This window comes from Streptomyces bathyalis (assembly GCF_015910445.1).
Lineage (GTDB): Bacteria > Actinomycetota > Actinomycetes > Streptomycetales > Streptomycetaceae > Streptomyces > Streptomyces bathyalis.
This window is the reverse complement of sequence record NZ_CP048882.1, coordinates 1,516,925-1,534,323: the sequence shown is the minus strand read 5'-3', so window position 1 is coordinate 1,534,323 and position 17,399 is coordinate 1,516,925. Positions and strand designations below refer to the sequence as shown.

The window sequence follows — 17,399 nt, the reverse complement described above, 5'->3', positions numbered from 1 at the left end:
GCCGCCCCGTTTGACGGGAACGCCGCAGCAGGAGAGGAGTGAGATGAAGCCCGCCGCCTTCACGTACCACCGTGCGCGCGACGTCGAGGGCGCAGCACGCCTGCTCGCCGAACTCGGGGACGAAGCGAAGATCATCGCGGGAGGTCAGAGCCTCGTGGCGATGATGAACTTCCGCCTGGCACGGCCCGAGCACCTCGTCGACATCGGCGGGCTGGACGGGCTGGACGGCGTCCGAACCGACCCCGACGGCAGTCTCCGCATCGGAGCGCTCGCCACGCACCACGCGGTGGAGACCGCACCACCCGAAGCCGTGGGGCCCGGCTTCGCCGTCGTACGGGAGGCCATGCGCTGGATCGGGCATCTGCCGATCCGCACGCGCGGAACCGTCGGCGGCAGCCTCGCGCACGCCGACTCCACCGCGGAGTGGTGCCTGCTGGCGGTGCTCCTCGACGCCGAACTGGTGGCCCGGGGCCCGTCCGGGGAGCGGCGCATCCCGGCCGGAGACTTCTTCCACGGCTACTACACGACCGCGCTGGAGCCCGACGAGATACTCGTCGAGGTCGTCTTCCCGAAGCCCGCGCCTCATGCCGCCCTCACCGAATTCGCCGAGCGGCAGGGCGACTTCGCCGTCGTGGCTGCCGCCGTCGACCTCCGTCTCGACGCGGACGGCCGCAGCGTCACCGGGGGCCGCGTCGCGCTGGGAGGGGTGGCACCGCAGCCCGTGCGGGTGCCCGAGGCGGAGGCGGTTCTCGCACGGGGAGGCCCGGTGGGCTCCGGACTCTTCGCCGCGTGCGCCGAGTCGGCGGCAGCCGCGGTCGACTCTCCCCCTGCCGACGCCAACGGCAGCGCGCGCCACCGGCGCAGGCTCATCCGCACGCTCGTGGCGCGCGCGTGCGAGGAGGCGACGGCCCGATGACGCAGGATCACCGCCCTCCCGGCGGTCACCACCTCGCGGGCCCCGACGGCCGCTCCGGCAACGGCGATGACCACGGCGGCCGCAGGGACCGTCCTTGGATCGGCGCGTCCGTCGGACGCCGCGAGGACCCGCGGCTGCTCACCGGCCGCGGATGCTTCACCGACGACCTGGAGGTGCCGGGCACGCTGCACGCCCAGTTCGTGCGGAGCCAGGTCTCCCACTCCACCGTCACCTCGCTCGATCTGTCCACCGTACGGCAAGTGCCGGGCGTCGTCGCCGCGTTCGACGCGACCGATCTCGAACTGGCCGACATCACAGCGCGGTTGGGCCGTCCGCTCACCGAGTTCGTTCCGACCGGCATGCCGGTGCTGGCGCGGGACCGCGTCCGCTACGCGGGGGAGCCGCTGGCGGTCGTGGTCGCACGCGACCCGTACGCGGCCGAGGACGGCACCGAAGCGGCGAAGGTCACCTACGAGACGCGTCCGCCCGTCCTCACCGAGGAAGCGGCGCTCGCTCCCGGCGCTCCGCTCGTGCACGACGAAGCGAGCGCCAACACCCTGCTCGACGTGTCGATGTTCGCCACCGAAGGTATCGACGACGTCTTCGAGGAGGCGTCCTGCGTCGTCAGCGTCGACACCCGTACGGGACGGCAGAACGCCCTTCCCCTGGAGACCCGCGGTGTCCTCGCCGGCTGGGACGACCGCGAGGACCAGCTGCTGCTGCGCACCTCCACGCAGGTGCCGCACCAGGTGCGCACGACTGCCGCTCGCTGCCTGGGACTCGATGAACGCGCAGTCCGCGTCGTCGTGCCCGACATGGGTGGCGGCTTCGGCCAGAAGTGCGTCGTCGGACGCGAGGAAGTCGCGGTGGGCGCGGCCGCGCTGCGCCTGGGACGGCCGGTGAAGTGGATCGAGGACCGCAAGGACGCGCTCAGCGCCTCCTTCCTCGCACGTGAACAGCACTATGACGTGCGCGCCGCCTTCGACGCCGACGGGCGCATCCTCGGGCTCGACGCCGCGATCGTCTGCGACATGGGCGCCTACTCCTGCTATCCCTTCACCGCCGGCATCGAACCGCTGATGGCCTCGGCCGAGATGCCCGGCGTGTACAAGGTCCCCGCCTATCGCGTACGGGCGCGCGCCGTGACCACCAACAAGGCGCCCACGGCGCCCTACCGGGGCGTGAGCCGTCCGCAGTACGTGATGGTCATGGAGCGCATCTTCGAGCGCGCCGCACGCGAACTCGGCCTGGGCGCAACGGAGATACGCCGCCGCAACCTGATCACGCAGTTCCCCTACACCGGCGTCAACAACGTGACGTACGACCCGGGCTCCTATCTGGAGTCGCTGAACCTGTGCGAGAGCCTGCTGATGGAGGAGGGCTGGTACACGGCCAAGGAGAAGGCCGCAGCCGAGGGCCGCCACATCGGTATCGGCTACTCCTGCTTCAGCGAGCGCACCGGCTACGGCTCAGCGGCCTTCGCGCAGCGCAAGATGGAGGTCGTCCCCGGCTTCGACATCTCCGAGGTACGGATGGACACCAGCGGTGCTCTCGTCGTCACGACCGGCACGATGAGCCACGGCCAGAGCCACGAGACGACGATGGCGCAGATCGCCGCCGACGAACTCGGCCTCGACATCGCGCATGTGCGCATCCACCAGGGCGACACCGACCGCATCACCTACGGCTGGGGCACCTTCGCCAGCCGCTCCATCGCCATCGGTGGCAGCGCGGTGCGGCTGGCGGCCGGAAAGCTCGGCGAGAAGCTGAAGACGATCGCCGCATCGGTGCTCGAAGTGCCCGCCGAAAAACTGGAGTTGGGTGAAGGGCTGGTCGCCCACCCCGCGACCGGCGGCTCGGTGTCCTACCGCGAACTGGCGGACATCGCCTATCTCAAATCGCATCTGCTGCCCAAGGGCGTCGAGCCGGGGCTCACCGCGACCGCCACCTTCGACGTCTTCAACGACGGCACCTTCTCCAACGCCACCCACGGCGTCGTCGTCGAACTCCACGAGGGAACGGGACGCGTCGAGATCCTCCGCTACGTATGCGTCGAGGACTGCGGAGTGGCGATCAACCCGAAGGTCGTGGAGGGCCAGACCAGGGGAGGCATAGCGCAGGGCATCGCGGGCGCGCTCTTCGAGCAGGTCACCTACGACGAGCAGGGCGCACCGTCCGCGGTCAGCTTCATGGAGTACAAGGTCCCCACCGCTCTCGAGATCCCCGACGTGAGCATCCACCACCTCGAGACTCCCTGCGCGTTCACCGAGACCGGCGCGAAGGGCGTGGGGGAGGGCGGCACCATCGGCGCGCCCGCCGCAGTGATCAACGCCGTCAACGACGCGCTGCTCCCCACCGGCGTCGAGCTGAACAACACCCCCATCACGCCCGAGACGGTGGCCGACGCGCTCGAAGCGCCCTCGGTGCGAGCACTGGAGCACACGTCATGACCGAAACGGCGCACCCCTTTCACTCCGGCCCCGACTCCCACTCCCACGACCCGGGGCACCGGCAGCTGATGACCCTGCGCGTCAACGGTGAGACGTACGAACTGCTCACCGAGGCCCGCCGCACCCTCGTCGACGTGCTCCGCCACGACCTGCGCCTGACGGGCACCCATGTCGGCTGCGAACACGGCATCTGCGGCGCCTGCACGGTGCTGCTCGACGGGCGACCTGTGCGCGCCTGCCTGATGTTCGCGGCGCAGGCCGAGGAGATGGAGATCCGCACCGTCGAATCGCTCTCGGACGGACGCGAACTCAACGACCTGCAACGGGCGTTCAGCGAGCACCACGGCCTGCAGTGCGGTTTCTGCACACCCGGGTTCCTGATGCTTGCCGAGGGGTACCTCGCCGAGCGGCCGCAGGCGACGAAGGAGGAGATACGCGAGGTCGTCGCCTCCAACCTGTGCCGCTGCACCGGCTACCAGACCATCGTCGAGGCGATCGACGACTGCGCCACGCGGCGCCGCGCCGCGCTCCAGCAGCGCCTGGACGAGGCACGGCCGGACGAGGCGCCACCGGACGGGAGACATTCGCACGGCACACAGCCGGAGGACACACGCCCCGACGGCACCGCAGAGCAGGAGGAGGTTCCATGCGGATCGACAACGCGGTCCCGGTGAAGGCGTCACCCGAGGAGGTGTTCGCCCTCGTCAACGACGTGGAACGCGTCGCCAGGTGCATGCCGGGAGCGACGCTGGACGGCCGGGACGGCGACGCCTGGACGGGCAGGGTGAAGGTGAAGGCCGGTCCCATCACCGCCGCCTATGCCGGCACGGTGCGGTTCCTGGAGGTCGACGAGGAGAAGCGGAGGCTGCGCGTACAGGCACGTGGCGCCGACACCCACGGCAGCGGCGACGCCGAGGCGGAAGCCGTCCTGGAGGTCGCGGAAGCACCGGAGGGCGCAGAACTTCGCGTGACGACGGACCTCGTGATCCGCGGGAAGATCGCGCAGTTCGGCAAGGGCGCGGTGGGCGCGGTCTCGGACAGGATCCTCAAGCAGTTCGCGGTGAACCTCGGGAGCCTGCTCGACGAGGAGCGCCGAGGCACGGCACCGGCTCTCGCGGGCGACGGCCCGGGGGCCGCCCGAGTGCCCACCCGAGTGGCCGCCTCCGTAGGGGAGTCGGAGCCTGCCGTCACGCGGACCGCGACCACCGCCGATGCCGAACTGGACGGCCTCGCCGTGCTCATGGGCCCGGCCGCGGCCAAGTACGCACCCGTCGTGGGGGCGTTCGCGTTCGGTCTCTTCGAGGGATGGCTGCTCAGCCGGGCCTTCGGCGGCGGACGGCACCGGTGCGGTGCGGCGTCGAGGAGGGCCCGTTGAGCCAAGAGCCCCTGCAGGTGGGCCGCTACGGCGAGGAGACCGACCGCACTTACGAGCGGGCCGGATTCGGCGCACCGGTGCGGCGCGGCAGCAGCCCTGCCCTCGTCGTCGTCGACCTCACGCGCGGATTCACCGAGGACTCCTACCCGTCCGGCGCCGACCTGACGGACGTCGTCGAGGCGACCGCAACTCTCGTGGAAGCGGCACGCGCCGCCCACGTCCCGGTGATCTGGACCGCGATCGCCTACACCCGGGCCGAGGCGGAGGGCCACTCCGTGACCTGGCTGGACAAGGCGCACGGCATGCGGGCCCTCGTCGAAGGCAGCCAGGCAGTCGCGCTCGACCCGAGGCTGCCGCGCGCCCCGGAGGACCAACTCATCGTGAAGAAAGGCGCGTCGGCGTTCTTCGGCACGTCGCTCGCCGCCACGCTGGTCGCCCTCGGATGCGACACCGTGCTGGCCTGCGGTGCCACCACCAGCGGATGCGTACGGGCCACCGTGGTCGACGCGGTGCAGTCCGGCTTCCCCGTGCTGGTGCCGCAGGAGTGCGCCGGCGACCGGGCACAAGGACCGCACGACGCCGCGCTCTTCGACATCCAGGCCAAGTACGGCGATGTCGTACCGCTCTCCGAGGCCCTCGCGTATCTCGGCAAGCTGCCCGGCTCCACCGTGCCCGGCCGTCCGCCGGGGTGACCGGGGCGTGCCTCCCCAACCCCGATGTGCGACCCGTCCGTTCCGTACCACTCGACCGAGGAACCACCACCCATGACAGACCGGTTCATCACCCAGCCCGCCCTGGCCGACCTCGCCGACGTGCCGGCCCGCAGCCGCTGGGTGCGCTCCGGTTCGCTGCGGCTGCACGCCCTCGACTACGGCGACGACCCCGGGGGCGGACGCGTGCCGATGCTGCTGCTGCCGGGAATCACGAGCCCCGCCGTCACGATGGACTTCGTCGCACGCAAGCTGACCGATCTCGTGCGCCCGATCGTCCCCGACATCCGCGGCAGGGGCCTCTCCGACGACGGGGACAGCTACTCGCTGGAGGCCTACGCCGAGGACACCGAGGCCTGGATCAACGGACTCGGCCTCGAACGCCCGGTGGTGGCCGGACACTCGATGGGCGCCCGCATAGCGGCGGTCACCGCTGTGCGGGCGACGGTGCCGCTCCTCGGCACAGTGCTGGTCGACCCGCCCATGAGCGGCCCCGGAAGGGGCCCGTACCCGACGACGCTGTCCGCCTTCCTGGGTCAGCTGGAACAGGCGCGGCGCGGCACGGACGCCGACGAGGTGGCCCGGGCATGGCCCCGGTGGCCCCGCCGTGAGCAGGAGCTGCGGGCCCGTTGGCTCTCCAGCTGCGGTGAGGAGGCGCTGCGCGCGACGCACCACGGCTTCGAGACCGAGGACTTCTTCGACTGGTGGTCCTCGGTGCCCACACCCACGGCTCTCCTCTACGGGGAGGACAGCCCGGTCGTCACCCCGGCCTGCGTCGAGGAGGCAACCCTCAAGCATCCGCAGGCCAGGCTGACCTGCATCCCCTCCGCCGGTCACATGGTCTTCTGGGACGCACCGGAGGCGGCCCTCGACGCTCTGCGCGAGTCGCTGCGGGCCATGCTGGCGTGAACGGGCGGGTGCGTGAGCGGGGGGCGGGAGGCGCGGAACACGGCGTCACGTCGCCGTGCTTTAGTGGGCCCATGGCTGACAAGACCTCTCCGGCCTCGGGTACGGCTGCCCCGCCCGCGGCGCTGCTCGCCGCGCCCGGATATCAGGTGCGCCGTCTCTACCAGGCATACCTCGCGGCATGGGTGCGCAGCGTCGATCCGACCCTGACAGGCCCGCAGTTCGCCGTGCTCACCGCGGTGGACGCCGCGCCGGGGCACGACCAGAGCGCGATGGCGTCGGCGGTGGCGCTGGACACCTCGACGATGGCGGACGTCGCCCGGCGCCTGGAGAAGCGCGGACTGATAGTGCGCCGCACGGCAGCCGACGACGGTCGCCGCAAGCTGCTCTACCTCACCGAGGACGGGGAGAGGACGCTGCGGGAGGCGGACGACCGGGCGCGGGCGCTGGACGAGCGCCTGCTGGAGCACTACGAATCCCGCGCGGACCGCAGCCAGTTGATGCGGGAGCTGACAGAGCTCGCCGACCACTGGGAAGGGCTCTCCGGGGACGCCTGAGCGCGTCCGCTCTCGACAGGGGCGTGTCCCGTGGGGAAGCGAACCCTGCGAGGGGCTTGCTCCGCAGGCTACCGCTGGGAGATGCTCTTGACCAAATAATACGTGTCCGGATTAACTCTGTGTGCGGCAGTCCCCGTCGGCCATGCCGCCGGAAGGACTGGAGGCTCCCATGGCAGAACACCACATAGGCATGATCGTCCCGAGCTCCAACTTGACGATGGAGACCGAACTGCCGCGCATGCTCCGGGCCCGCGAGGAGGCCCTGCCGGAGGACCGCTTCGTCTTCCACAGCAGCCGGATGCGGATGCAGCAGGTGACGCCGGAGCAGCTGAAGGAGATGAACGCGCAGACCGAGCGCGCCGCCCTCGAACTCGCCGACGCCCGGCCCGACGTCGTCGCCACCGCCTGCCTGGTGGCGATCATGGCGCAGGGCCCCGGGCACCACTGCACGGCCGAGGACGAGATCACCGCCGTGCTAAAGGGGCAGGGCGCGGAGGTTCCGGTCGTCTCCAGCGCCGGTGCGCTGCTGAGCGGGATCGAGGCACTCGGCGCGAAGCGCGTCGCGGTCATCACCCCTTATATGAAGCCGCTCACCGAGACCGTCGTGAACTACATCGAGGACGCCGGGACCGAGGTCGTCGACTCTCTGAGCCTCGAGGTCCCGGACAACCTGGCCGTCGCCCGCCTCGACCCCTCGGGTCTGCGGGAGCACTGGCGGCGCCTCGACCTCGCGCGGGCCGACGCGATCGTGCTGTCCGCGTGCGTGCAGATGCCTTCACTGCCGGCCGTCCAGCATGTGGAGGACGCCTCCGGTCTGCCGGTGCTGACCGCCGCGACGGCCACGACCCACCGCATCCTGACCGAGCTGGGTCTCGAAGCCTCGGTGCCGGACGCGGGAGCCCTGCTCGGTGGCGGGCGCTGAGCTGAACGCAGAGGCGGCGGCCGCACGGGCAACGAGGCCGTCAGGTCCGGGAGTTGCCCCGGGCGGATGACCGTGCACCGGTGGGGCCATCCAGGCCGTCACGGGCGGTCGGTGATCTCGCACTCCTCCCGCGTCCATTGACGAGCCTGCTCGGAGAGGGTTATCCCGAGGCCCGGACGGAACGGCACGTGCATGCGGCCGTCGCCGATCTCCAGACCCTCGTTGAACAGCGGCTCCAGCCAGTCGAAATGCTCGACCCACGGCTCGTACGGATAGGCCGCCGCCAGGTGGAGATGGATCTCCATCGCGAAGTGCGGTGCGAGCTGCAGGTGTTGGTGCTCGGCGAGAGCGGCGAGCCTGAGGAACTGGGTGATGCCGCCGATCCGCGGGGCGTCAGGCTGAATCACGTCCGCCGCGCCGGCACGTATCAACTCCCAGTGTTCGGCGACGGACGCCAGCATCTCGCCGGTCGCCACCGGGGTGTCCAGCGAGGCCGCGAGGGCGGCGTGACCCTCGGAGTCGTAGGCGTCGAGGGGCTCTTCGAGCCAGACCAGCCCGAAGTCCTCCAGTGCACGGCCCATCCGACGGGCCGTGGGCCGGTCCCACTGCTGGTTGGCGTCGGCCATCAGAGGCACGTCGTCACCCAGTTCCTCGCGCACGGCGGTCAGCCGCCGCAGATCCTCCTTGTGCTCCGGATGGCCCACCTTGATCTTGATTCCGCCGATGCCGTTGGCGAGGGAAGCGGAGGCGTTGTCGAGGAGTTCCTCGACAGGAGTGTGCAGAAAGCCGCCCGAGGTGTTGTAGCAGCGCACGGAATCGCGGTGCGCACCGAGGAGTTTGGCAAGCGGCAGACCGGCGCGCTTGGCCTTGAGGTCCCACAGGGCGACGTCGAAGGCGGCGATCGCCTGTGTGGCCAGGCCACTTCGGCCCACGGAAGCCCCCGCCCATACGAGCTTCGTCCAGAGCCGGCCGATGTCGCTGGGGTCCTCGCCGATCAACTCGGGGGCCACCTCCCGCGCGTGGGCGAGCTGCCCCGGCCCGCCCGCGCGCTTGGAGTAGCCGAAGCCGATCCCCTCGTGGCCGTTCTCCGTTTCGATCTCGGCGAAGAGCAGGGCTACTTCGGTCATCGGCCGCTGGCGTCCGGTGAGCACCTTCGCGTCACTGACCGGTGTGTCGAGAGGGAGACGGACGGAGGAGACCCTGATGCGCCGGATCCTGTCGGGCGTCGCGTCGTCCGCCCGGCGAGCGGCGTGCGGGCCGCTGTGCGTCGTGTTCACGGCTGTGTCCTGGAGTCGGGAGCGATGAGGGCCGACCGCCGCCGTCCGGTTGCGCATGGGCAGCCGCACGCCCGATCGACCCGTCCTGGCCACAACCATAACCTCGATTCTCATACATGGACACCGTCCTTGTATGAGGACGGACGCGGAGGTCGCGGGGCGGGGCAAGGCGAAGAAGGCCGGAAGAGGTTGGAGCACGGTGACTGGGCCTGGGTGAATCGAGGGCCGCATGCGTACTGGTACCCGGCTCGGCGAGTCAGGAGCGACAACTCGACTTGCGTGCCGTGGAGTTCACGCACTTGAACTCGTCGTGGGTTTCTGCTGACGTCGGCCTACCGCAGTACACATGCCCGGCCCCGACGGGCCCGACGAGGCCGGAGCGCGCTTGCGCAACCTCAGCGACTCCATGCCGTGAGCAGGGCTTGCGCGGAACGGACCAGCGAGTCGCCGCCCAGGCCGAGTCGTTCGGCGGCAAGCAGCACATCTGCCAGTACGTCCGGGTCCCGTGCCTGGACGGCGAGGACGAGCAGGGGACCCAGATGCCCACGGCACGCCCCGTGTTCGCCCTCCCTCGCGGGCCCCGAAGTCCTGGAAGCGGCGGCCCGTGCCCATCGCCGGATCTCCTCGGGCCCGGCGCGGGGCATCGGGGTGGGCGGGGCGCAGGAATTTCCGGCTCCATCAGCCCGGGAGCCCTTCGGGACAGCGGCTGGCGCAGCACCTGCGGCGAGGGCTGCCGCCAGGGTGGTGTGGTAGCACGTGCCGAAGACGTAGGCGGCGGCCTTGTCGCCGGTGAGGCCGTCCAGGATGTCGGGACGGTGCACGGGGCTGGGCACAGAGCCGTCCGCGCGGGCCGCCCGTGCCAGCGCGTTCCAGCCCGCGCTCACCAGGAACTCCGAACCGTCGCTCCGGCCGCGCCCGGGTCCGCTGTGCTGGACGCCCTCTCCGTCCGACGACAACGCCGAGACGCAGAGCAGAAGTTCGGCCAGCAGATCGAGACTACCGCGCGCCAACTGGACGCCGAGCAGCACGCGTACGGTCTCGCGCAGGCCGGCCAACTCCTCGGGGCCGCCTAGGAGATCGCGGCGCCGCCCGAAGTCGGTCACGTAGAACAGGACGTGCGTGAAGGCGTAGATCTCGCTCTCGGTCAGGTGAAGCACGTCGGGGCCGAGCGCCGCGATGCTCTGCCGGTGCAGCGTGCCGAGGCCGGGCAGCGCCGCGGGGGCGGTGAAGCCTCCGCGATCGATGAAGTAGCGCAGCTCGATCCTGTTGAGCACGGGCTTGTACGGCAGGGCGTGGCCGCCGGAGCCGGCGGCCAGCAGCGCCTCGCACCGTGTCCGGAGCTCGCGCTGCGGACGCCCCAGGCACTCCATCAGTCCGATCAAATTGAGGTGATAGGGGAAGAGTTCGTCGACCCTGTTCATCCCGCGTGCGAAGTCATCGGTGTGCGTGGCCTCTTCGGCGAGGTCGAGCGCCCGGATCCGCAGCGGAGCATCGGGCGGCATGAGGCCCGAGCGCTCCAGCACACGTATCAGGCCGAGGAGTTCGAGAAGCGGACCTGGCCCGAAGGGACGCGGCGGGAGGTACTCTTGCCAGCGTTGCGGTGCGAACCATTCCAGGTTCGCCTCGGTCCAGCGCAGGGCCCCGGACAGGACCCGGCCTGCGGCTTCCTCCTCGGTGAGCGGCGCTGCGGCCAGGGCATGATCCTCTGTGCCGGCGTGTGCGGGGAGTGCGGGCCAGGAGGGAGCGTCGGCAGCCGGGCTCATCGTCCGCTCCTGATACGCAGCAGAGTCAGGACGGCCGCGAGGATCGCGCCGAGCGTGCACAGGTCCGCCCACCAGGGCAGCAAGCCTCCACCACCCAGCAGGGTCTGGCGGGAAAGGTCGACGGCGTACGTCATCGGGTTGGCGTGCATGATCCAGCCCAGCCACTCGGGCGCGTCGCCCGGGGCGAAGACCGAACCGGACAGGAACAGCATCGGGAACATGGCCATCTGCACGGTCGCCTGAAGCGTCTGGACCCGCTTGATGAGAGTGGCCAGACAGAGTCCGATGACGCTGAAGACGGTGGCGGCGAGCGCGTAGCAGCCGACCGCGGCAACGAAGCGGGACGGTGTCAGCGGCACACCCATCAGCGGGGCGAAGGCGAGCATGACGATGCTCTGGAGCGTCACCATCCCGGCGCCTGCCAGCACCTTGCCCAGTGGCAGGCAGATCCGTGGCACCGGTGCCACGAGGAGCTCCCGCAGCACGCCGTACTCCCGGTCCCAGGCGTAGCTCTGCCCGGAGGCGATGCCGATGGAGACCACCTGGATGGCGATGATCCCGGGAAAGACGTACGCGCTGAACGGCAGGGAGCCGACCGAACCCACCATCCCGTCGAAGCCGACCGCGTAGACGAGGACGAAGAAGAGGATCTGAACGGCCTGACTGCACAGCACGCCCAGCTTCTTCACCTGCCGCAGCAGGTCGCGGTGCGCGATGACGGCCACGGCGCGCAGAGCCACCCGCAGCTGCCCGTCCTCCGCGGGTCGAGATCCGTCCGCTGCCGGAGCGGCGGAGGAGGCGGGTGCGGTGGCGGTCGCGGTCATGGGGTGCTCACACTCTCTCGCTCCTGCGGTGCTCCGCTCGCAGCCGCGGCAGCCAGATAGACGTCGTTCATGGACGGGTGGTGCACCGAGACCGTCAGACCGGGGACGTCGAGCGCCCGTACCACGCGGGCGAGTTGAGTCTCCGGATCGGGGCAGTGCACCGCGACGCCACCGGGCTCGATCAGCGGTTCGAAGCCGGCCGCGAGCAGCTGGCGGACAGCTGCGTCCTCGTCCGCGCACGTCACCACGACACGCGAGGAGTCCAGGCTGCTCTTGAGCTGCTCGATGCTTCCCTGCCGCACCACGCGGCCCTGTTGAAGGATGACGATCTCGTCGGCGAACTCGGCCTCGTCCATGTAGTGCGTCGAGTACAGGACGGTGACGCCGAGTTCGTCGCGGAGCCGGAGCAGGTCGGTCCACACCCCGGCCCGAGCTGTCGGGTCCAGGCCGTTGGTGGGTTCGTCGAGGATGAGCAGCCCCGGCCGGTGCAGCAGGGCGCGGGCGATCTCCACCCGGCGGGCGAGCCCGCCGGAGAGTTCCTCCACCGGCTGCCGGTGACGGTCCGTGAGCCCGAACAGGTCCAGCATCAGACGCGTCCGTGCACGTGCGTCGTCGCGCTTCATGCCGAACAGGCGCGCGTGGAACCACAGGTTGCGCTCGATGGAGAGTTCCTTGTCCAGGGTGCGTTCCTGGAAGACCAGTCCCAGGCGGCGACGGGCGGCCATGGGCGACTTCCGCACGTCGTGCCCGAAAATCCGCACCGTGCCCGCGTCGGGTCGGGCCGCCGTCGACAGCACTCCCAACATGCTGGATTTTCCTGCCCCGTTGGGACCGAGTAGCGCCGTGATGCGGCCGGGTGGAGAGCTGACCGACACACCGTCCACGGCGGTGACCTTGCCGTAGCGGACGATGAGACCGCTCAACTCGAAGGCGGATGTGGCGCTTCCGGACAACTGCCTCGCCTCGCTCACATCCATCCCCGTCGCCGTCCCCGTCGCTGTCCGCGCCGCCTCCGTCCCCCGTGGCCCCCTCATGCCAGGCCCAGCGTTCGGTCCCACGGCAGCGGGCCGGTGCCGGTGGGCAGCAGCGACAGCGCCACGCCCGCGGCGCCCTCGAGCATGCCCGCGGTGTCGACCGCCCGGTGGGGAACGGGCGAGCGGGCCGCGGCCGGGAAGCGCATGAGGTGACGGAAGCCGAACGGCGCCTCCGCGTCGGCGCATTCGAGCACCTTGCCGGTCAGGCGGCGACAGCCGGCGAGCAGCTCCGGGTCCTCCGCGGACTCGTTCACACGCGTCAGCACGCGCAGCAGCCCGGCATAGCCGTGGCAGACCGTGGCACCCTCGATCGCCCACAGGGACTCGTCCCGGCGCAGCGCCGCCCGAAGTGCCCCCAGCGCGGCGGTGCACCACTGAGGGCGGTTCACGATCCGGCCGGCGCGGTGGAGCGCAGCTGCCACCCCCGGGGTGCCGTAGCACCACGCGGTACGTGTGAAGAGGGCATCCGGGCGGTCCCGGGCCGTCTCGGCGTCCCATCCGGCGCGCGCGGGCCAGTACGGGCCTGCCTCGTCGTGCAGCGTCCAGCTGATGAGCCAGTCAGCGATGCGGTGGATCGCCTCGTGTGTGCCGGGCACCTCTCGTCCGCCCTCGACGGCCGAGCAGAGGACGGCGAGGGGGCCGGCGATTCCGTGTGCCATGCCCAGGTTGAAGTCCCCGCGGGGGTAGGCCTCACGGTCCCGTTCGCTGATCTGCAGCTCGACGGGCACCCACCAGCCCGGAACGTCGTGGCCGTCGACATGCACCGGCTCGGTGACGCGGACCAGATGACGCAGCGACGCCGTCAGTGCGGCCTCCACTTCTGGCCCGGCCTCCGCCGGGTCGGCCGCCGAGTCGATGAGCAGGCGCGCTGTTCCCGAGAGCCCGTTGATGATGTCGTAGGCGGCCCAGTCGACCCCGGTCCGGCCCGAGCGCGCTTGCTCGTCGAAGACGTGGAGCCGTTCCGTCTGGTCCTGTGCCACCCAGACGGCCAGCTTGCGGCGCAGTGAACCGTAGTGGCCCTCCGGACCGGCGCAGGTCTGCGCCGCCGCCAGCAGGGCTGCCGGACCGGAGAAGAGCCCGCGACTCGGCGCCGACTTCATCGCCTGCCCCGCCGCCGTGATGTGCCGGTGCGCGACCTGACGCCACGTCTCGTCGGTGCGGGCGAGTTCGCCGTAGAGGAGCGCTGTGCCGGGCAGGCCGTTGGCGAGGGTCAGTGGGCCCCACATCACCGCGTCGTAGATGGGGTCGCGGTTGTCGTCGCGCGAGGCGACGGCGGCGACATGCTCCGGGTCGGCGAGCCGCTGGGCGACGAGTGACACGGCTTCCTCACCGCGTACGAGCGTGTCGTTCATGACTGGTGCCTCCGGCGGTTGAGGTGGTCCTGCACGGCGCCCCGCGCGATGCCGAGCACCGTCAGCTCACGGGCGCTCTCGCCCCCGAAGAGGCGGTTGCAGACCATGTGCAGCAGGCTTCCCACGACCCGGCCCTCCGGGGTCTCGCCCGACTCCCTTACGAGCATGGCGAGTTCGCTCGCGGCCTCGTCCCGGGGGCGCAGTGCTTCCAGGGCACGCGCTCCCGCTGTCTCCTGCGAGAGGGCCGGCCACCCGCCGTAGGGGTCGATCAGCCGGCGCCAGCGAGCCGACCCGGCACGGAAGGCCGCGGGCAGATCGCGCCGCGATCCGGTCATGGACAGCCATGCGGCGGCGCCGTCGTCGCCGCAGTCCTCCGTGACGAGGGGATTGCCGGGGGACGGCGGCCCGAACGCATGAGCAAGGGCGGCGCACGAGACGACGGCCAGGTCGTCGATGCCGTACTCGTTGGAGGGGTCCTTCGCCAGGCGCAGCAGCTCGATCGCTGCTTCGCTGTCGTACCTGAAGACCTGCTCTGCCAGGCGCTGGGCGCCCGGGCCTCCGTAGCGTTCGGTCTCCGGGTCGTACTGAGCGAGGGAGTGGCTGCGCAGGACGCCCTCCATCTGCCAGCGACGCAGCACCTCCCCGACGGCCGGAGCGACCTCACCCCACAGTTCCGCGGGGCGGGGGCCGTGCAGCCGCAGTCGCAGGTGGTGGCCGCCGTCATCCGTGTAGCGGATGAAGAACCAGCCGTCGGCGCCCTTCTCGCCTGCCAGGCCGACCAGTTCGGGGATGCGGTCGCGCAGCACGTCGTCCTGTGTGCGGGCCGAACCGTGCAGCTTGAGGTAGAGCCACTCGCCGCCCAGGCCGTGCACGGTCCGTGCCGGCTGAAGGCGTCCGGCGTACGGGCGCCGGCCGGGGGTGCCCTCCCGGCGGACCAGCGGGACGACCAGCTCGGTGGTGTGCCCCGCGAGCGGGCCGTCCATCCAGTTCTCGTACTCGCCAGGGACCTCCTGGGCGATCAGATCCGGGTGGCGGATCACCTGATCGAGAAGCAATTCGCGGTGCCAGGCGAGGTCCAGGTCGAGCAGCAGCCGCTGGTCGGCCGTGACGGCGAGCACGTGACGTGGCACGTGCCAGTCGCTGCGCCACTTCGCTACGAGGGCGTCCCGGTCGGCGTCCGCGGAGCCGCTCCGTCCGCCCTTTCCCTCGACGCGTTCTCGCAGCTCCTCTGCGCCTGCCCTCAGCACGTCCGGACGCCACACGGCGCAGGCCAGTACGAACCGTCCGTACCGCACGCGGGGCACGAACGGAGCGTCGGCCAGTGGGCCCCAGTTCCACGGCTCCCACAGCCGCTGCCCCTCCAGCCCGATCTCCCAGAGCAGCCGGACGGCGTTGGGTGCCTGGGCCGGAGCGCTGACCATGTTGCCCAGGACGGGCACGACTTCACGGCCCGTGGGGATGTGCACGGCGGTGAGCCGGTCGAGGGTGGCACCGATACCGATGTCGCTCAGTCGCAGCTCTTCGATTCCCGGCGAGTCGGGAATGCCGACGGTGATGCGCCGCCCTGTCGCCGGCACGGTGTGCGCGAGGTTGGCCGCACGTCCCGAGCGCGGCATGAAGGCGAGGTCGACGGGCCGGGCGTCCCGTACATGCACGGGATTGTCGCGGTGCAGCGCAGTGAACTCCTCCCGCCAGTCCGGGTGTTGGTCGGCGAAGCGGGCAAAGGTGGAACCCGCGCGGTGGGAGCCGGGGGAGGGGGAGAGGAAGACGCGGAAGTCGCCCTCGTCCAGAGCCTCGACGGACGGCGCTGCAACCTGCACCGTCACCTCGCAGGAGTTGGGAAGGTCCGCCGGGTTCGCGGTGTCGTGACACAGCTCGTCGATGTCCGCGTCGCTGAGGACGACTTCTCGTTGCCCCCGCCGATGTGCCGCGGCGACGAGCCGCGCCATCGCGCGGTCGCGGCGAACCGTGCGCGGGTCGTCGGGGGCCACCGGCGCGGCCTCGCTGTTCGGCCAGCCGTAGCCTGAGGGCGCGCCGAGACCCGTTGCCTCGTCGAGGAGTTCGAGCACGGGAACCAGCCGGTCGGTCCCGTAGACGTCGAGGAAGCGACGGTGGTGGTCGCGTAGGGCGAAGAGCCCGAGCTTGCTGCGGGAGAGGCGCCACATCACACCGGTGGCCTCTTCGATGACCTCGCGCACCTCATGCGGGAGATGCAGCGCCGCATCGAGGCGCGTGTCGATGTGCACGGGGGTGTCGTCCGGCTCCACCGAGCGAGCAGCCGCGAGCAGCCGGCCGAGCTGTACACCGCCCTCGCCGACGCGGCGCTCGTCGTACGCCTGCCGCTCTCGCTCCACCGTCAGCAAGCCCTGGTGGATGGTGCGTGTGGCCTCGGACGGATCCTCCACCCACGCGAGGATGCTCAGCACGTGGGCCAGCGGATCACCGCCGTCGAGCGGTGGACGCAGCCCGGTGATCAGGATCTCCTGGCGGACCAGTTCGGCGAGCAGGGCCCGCACCCGCTCAGCCGGTGCCCCGGGGAACGCCGCGGCGGTGAGCCGGACCAGTTCCTCGTAGGGGAGGGGGGCCCGGGACTCGGCAACGGCCCGCTCCACGACGGGGGTCCTGCGCACCGACACCACGGAGCGGCCCTCTCCGCTGTCGCCGGGACGCACCCCCTGCGTGGAGGGCGAGGTGAGGATCAGCCGGTCACCGCGGTGCACCAGGGCCTGATGTGCCTGGACGGTGAGCGTGCGGAGCACGTCGGGGTCGGACTCGAGACGGTGGACGATCCGGGTGAGCCACTGCATGTCGGCGTGGGTCCGGGTGCTGTGCGCCGTTCCCCGCCCGGCCTTGGCGGCGGAGTCGAACTGCCCGGTCGCCACGCCCGCGAAGAGACCGAACGGGGTGGGTCGGGTCCGCATCCGGATGTCGTAGCGCAGCACTGCCAGCGCGGCCCGGCGGAGCTGGCCCGCCTTGATCGCCCCGGCGCCGCGTTCACGCACGCGGCGGATCATGGCGCTGAGACTCGGCGAGGCCAGGTCGAGCGCCTCGCTCAGCGCGTCGTCACCGGGAACGGAGGCGAGCAGCTGCGCACAGGCGGACAGCTCGCGCGGCCCTCCTTCGGGGCCGTGCGGCAGGGGCAGCCCCTCGGATCCGGGTGCCAGCGGCGCCCGGAGCAGGAAGACGTCCTTCGCCTCGAACGGTCTCGCAAGTGACGGCATCCCCACGTTCCCCCTTCTTGTGCGCCGGTCTGTGCGCCCGCGTGCGCGGTAGAGCCCGTGGGGCCGGGCGGGCGCCCGCCCGGCCCCACGGT

The 17,399-nt window shown here is 71.2% G+C and carries 13 protein-coding genes and 1 pseudogene; 8 read left to right on the top strand and 6 right to left on the bottom strand.

Features of this window, described 5'->3' with window-relative positions:
* Positions 1–43: 43 nt before the first annotated feature.
* The 8 genes and pseudogenes from G4Z16_RS06615 to G4Z16_RS06580 all read left to right on the top strand — a co-directional run bounded on the left by G4Z16_RS06615 (position 44) and on the right by G4Z16_RS06580 (position 7,836).
* Positions 44–916: an FAD binding domain-containing protein gene (locus G4Z16_RS06615; RefSeq protein ID WP_197349722.1), complete on the top strand. Its 873-nt coding sequence runs from the start codon at positions 44–46 to the stop codon at positions 914–916.
* Entirely contained in the window at positions 913–3,366 is a 2,454-nt protein-coding gene (locus G4Z16_RS06610) for a xanthine dehydrogenase family protein molybdopterin-binding subunit (RefSeq protein WP_197349720.1), read from the top strand. The genes G4Z16_RS06615 and G4Z16_RS06610 overlap by 4 nt, the downstream gene beginning before the upstream one ends.
* Before the next feature lie 68 nt (positions 3,367–3,434).
* Positions 3,435–3,893 (top strand): annotated as a pseudogene (locus G4Z16_RS06605) ((2Fe-2S)-binding protein); the annotation flags it as partial.
* 119 nt (positions 3,894–4,012) lie between these two features.
* On the top strand, positions 4,013–4,741 hold the full coding sequence (locus G4Z16_RS06600) for an SRPBCC family protein (RefSeq protein ID WP_197349716.1): 729 nt from the start codon (positions 4,013–4,015) through the stop codon (positions 4,739–4,741).
* Positions 4,738–5,433 carry an isochorismatase family protein gene (locus tag G4Z16_RS06595; protein ID WP_281393667.1) on the top strand — a complete coding sequence of 232 codons (696 nt, stop codon included), beginning with the start codon at positions 4,738–4,740 and terminating at the stop codon, positions 5,431–5,433. The genes G4Z16_RS06600 and G4Z16_RS06595 overlap by 4 nt, the downstream gene beginning before the upstream one ends.
* A gap of 72 nt (positions 5,434–5,505) precedes the next feature.
* Positions 5,506–6,360 (top strand): alpha/beta fold hydrolase, encoded by an 855-nt coding sequence (locus tag G4Z16_RS06590; protein WP_197349713.1) that lies wholly within the window; start codon positions 5,506–5,508, stop codon positions 6,358–6,360.
* 71 nt (positions 6,361–6,431) lie between these two features.
* Complete coding sequence (locus G4Z16_RS06585) at positions 6,432–6,914, top strand: MarR family winged helix-turn-helix transcriptional regulator (protein WP_197349711.1); 483 nt, start codon at positions 6,432–6,434, stop codon at positions 6,912–6,914.
* A 169-nt stretch (positions 6,915–7,083) separates the two neighbouring features.
* Complete coding sequence (locus G4Z16_RS06580) at positions 7,084–7,836, top strand: maleate cis-trans isomerase family protein (RefSeq protein ID WP_197349709.1); 753 nt, start codon at positions 7,084–7,086, stop codon at positions 7,834–7,836.
* A gap of 98 nt (positions 7,837–7,934) precedes the next feature.
* Here G4Z16_RS06580 and G4Z16_RS06575 read toward each other — a convergent pair whose 3' ends face one another.
* The 6 genes from G4Z16_RS06575 to G4Z16_RS32900 form a co-directional block, all read right to left on the bottom strand.
* Positions 7,935–9,113: an L-talarate/galactarate dehydratase gene (locus G4Z16_RS06575; RefSeq protein WP_425508055.1), complete on the bottom strand. Its 1,179-nt coding sequence runs from the start codon at positions 9,111–9,113 to the stop codon at positions 7,935–7,937.
* Between the two features lie 395 nt (positions 9,114–9,508).
* Positions 9,509–10,876 (bottom strand): DUF6895 family protein, encoded by a 1,368-nt coding sequence (locus G4Z16_RS06570; RefSeq protein WP_197349707.1) that lies wholly within the window; start codon positions 10,874–10,876, stop codon positions 9,509–9,511.
* The gene (locus G4Z16_RS06565; protein ID WP_197349706.1) at positions 10,873–11,700 is read right to left on the bottom strand and encodes an ABC transporter permease; all 828 of its coding nucleotides are present in this window, start codon (positions 11,698–11,700) and stop codon (positions 10,873–10,875) included. Before G4Z16_RS06565 ends, G4Z16_RS06570 begins: the two co-directional genes overlap by 4 nt.
* Complete coding sequence (locus G4Z16_RS06560) at positions 11,697–12,677, bottom strand: ABC transporter ATP-binding protein (RefSeq protein ID WP_197349704.1); 981 nt, start codon at positions 12,675–12,677, stop codon at positions 11,697–11,699. Before G4Z16_RS06560 ends, G4Z16_RS06565 begins: the two co-directional genes overlap by 4 nt.
* 53 nt (positions 12,678–12,730) lie before the next feature.
* Positions 12,731–14,086, bottom strand: coding sequence for a lanthionine synthetase C family protein (locus G4Z16_RS06555; RefSeq protein WP_197349702.1), 1,356 nt, complete (start codon positions 14,084–14,086; stop codon positions 12,731–12,733).
* The gene (locus G4Z16_RS32900) at positions 14,083–17,307 is read right to left on the bottom strand and encodes a lantibiotic dehydratase (protein ID WP_197349701.1); all 3,225 of its coding nucleotides are present in this window, start codon (positions 17,305–17,307) and stop codon (positions 14,083–14,085) included. Before G4Z16_RS32900 ends, G4Z16_RS06555 begins: the two co-directional genes overlap by 4 nt.
* Between the last annotated feature and the right edge of the window lie 92 nt (positions 17,308–17,399).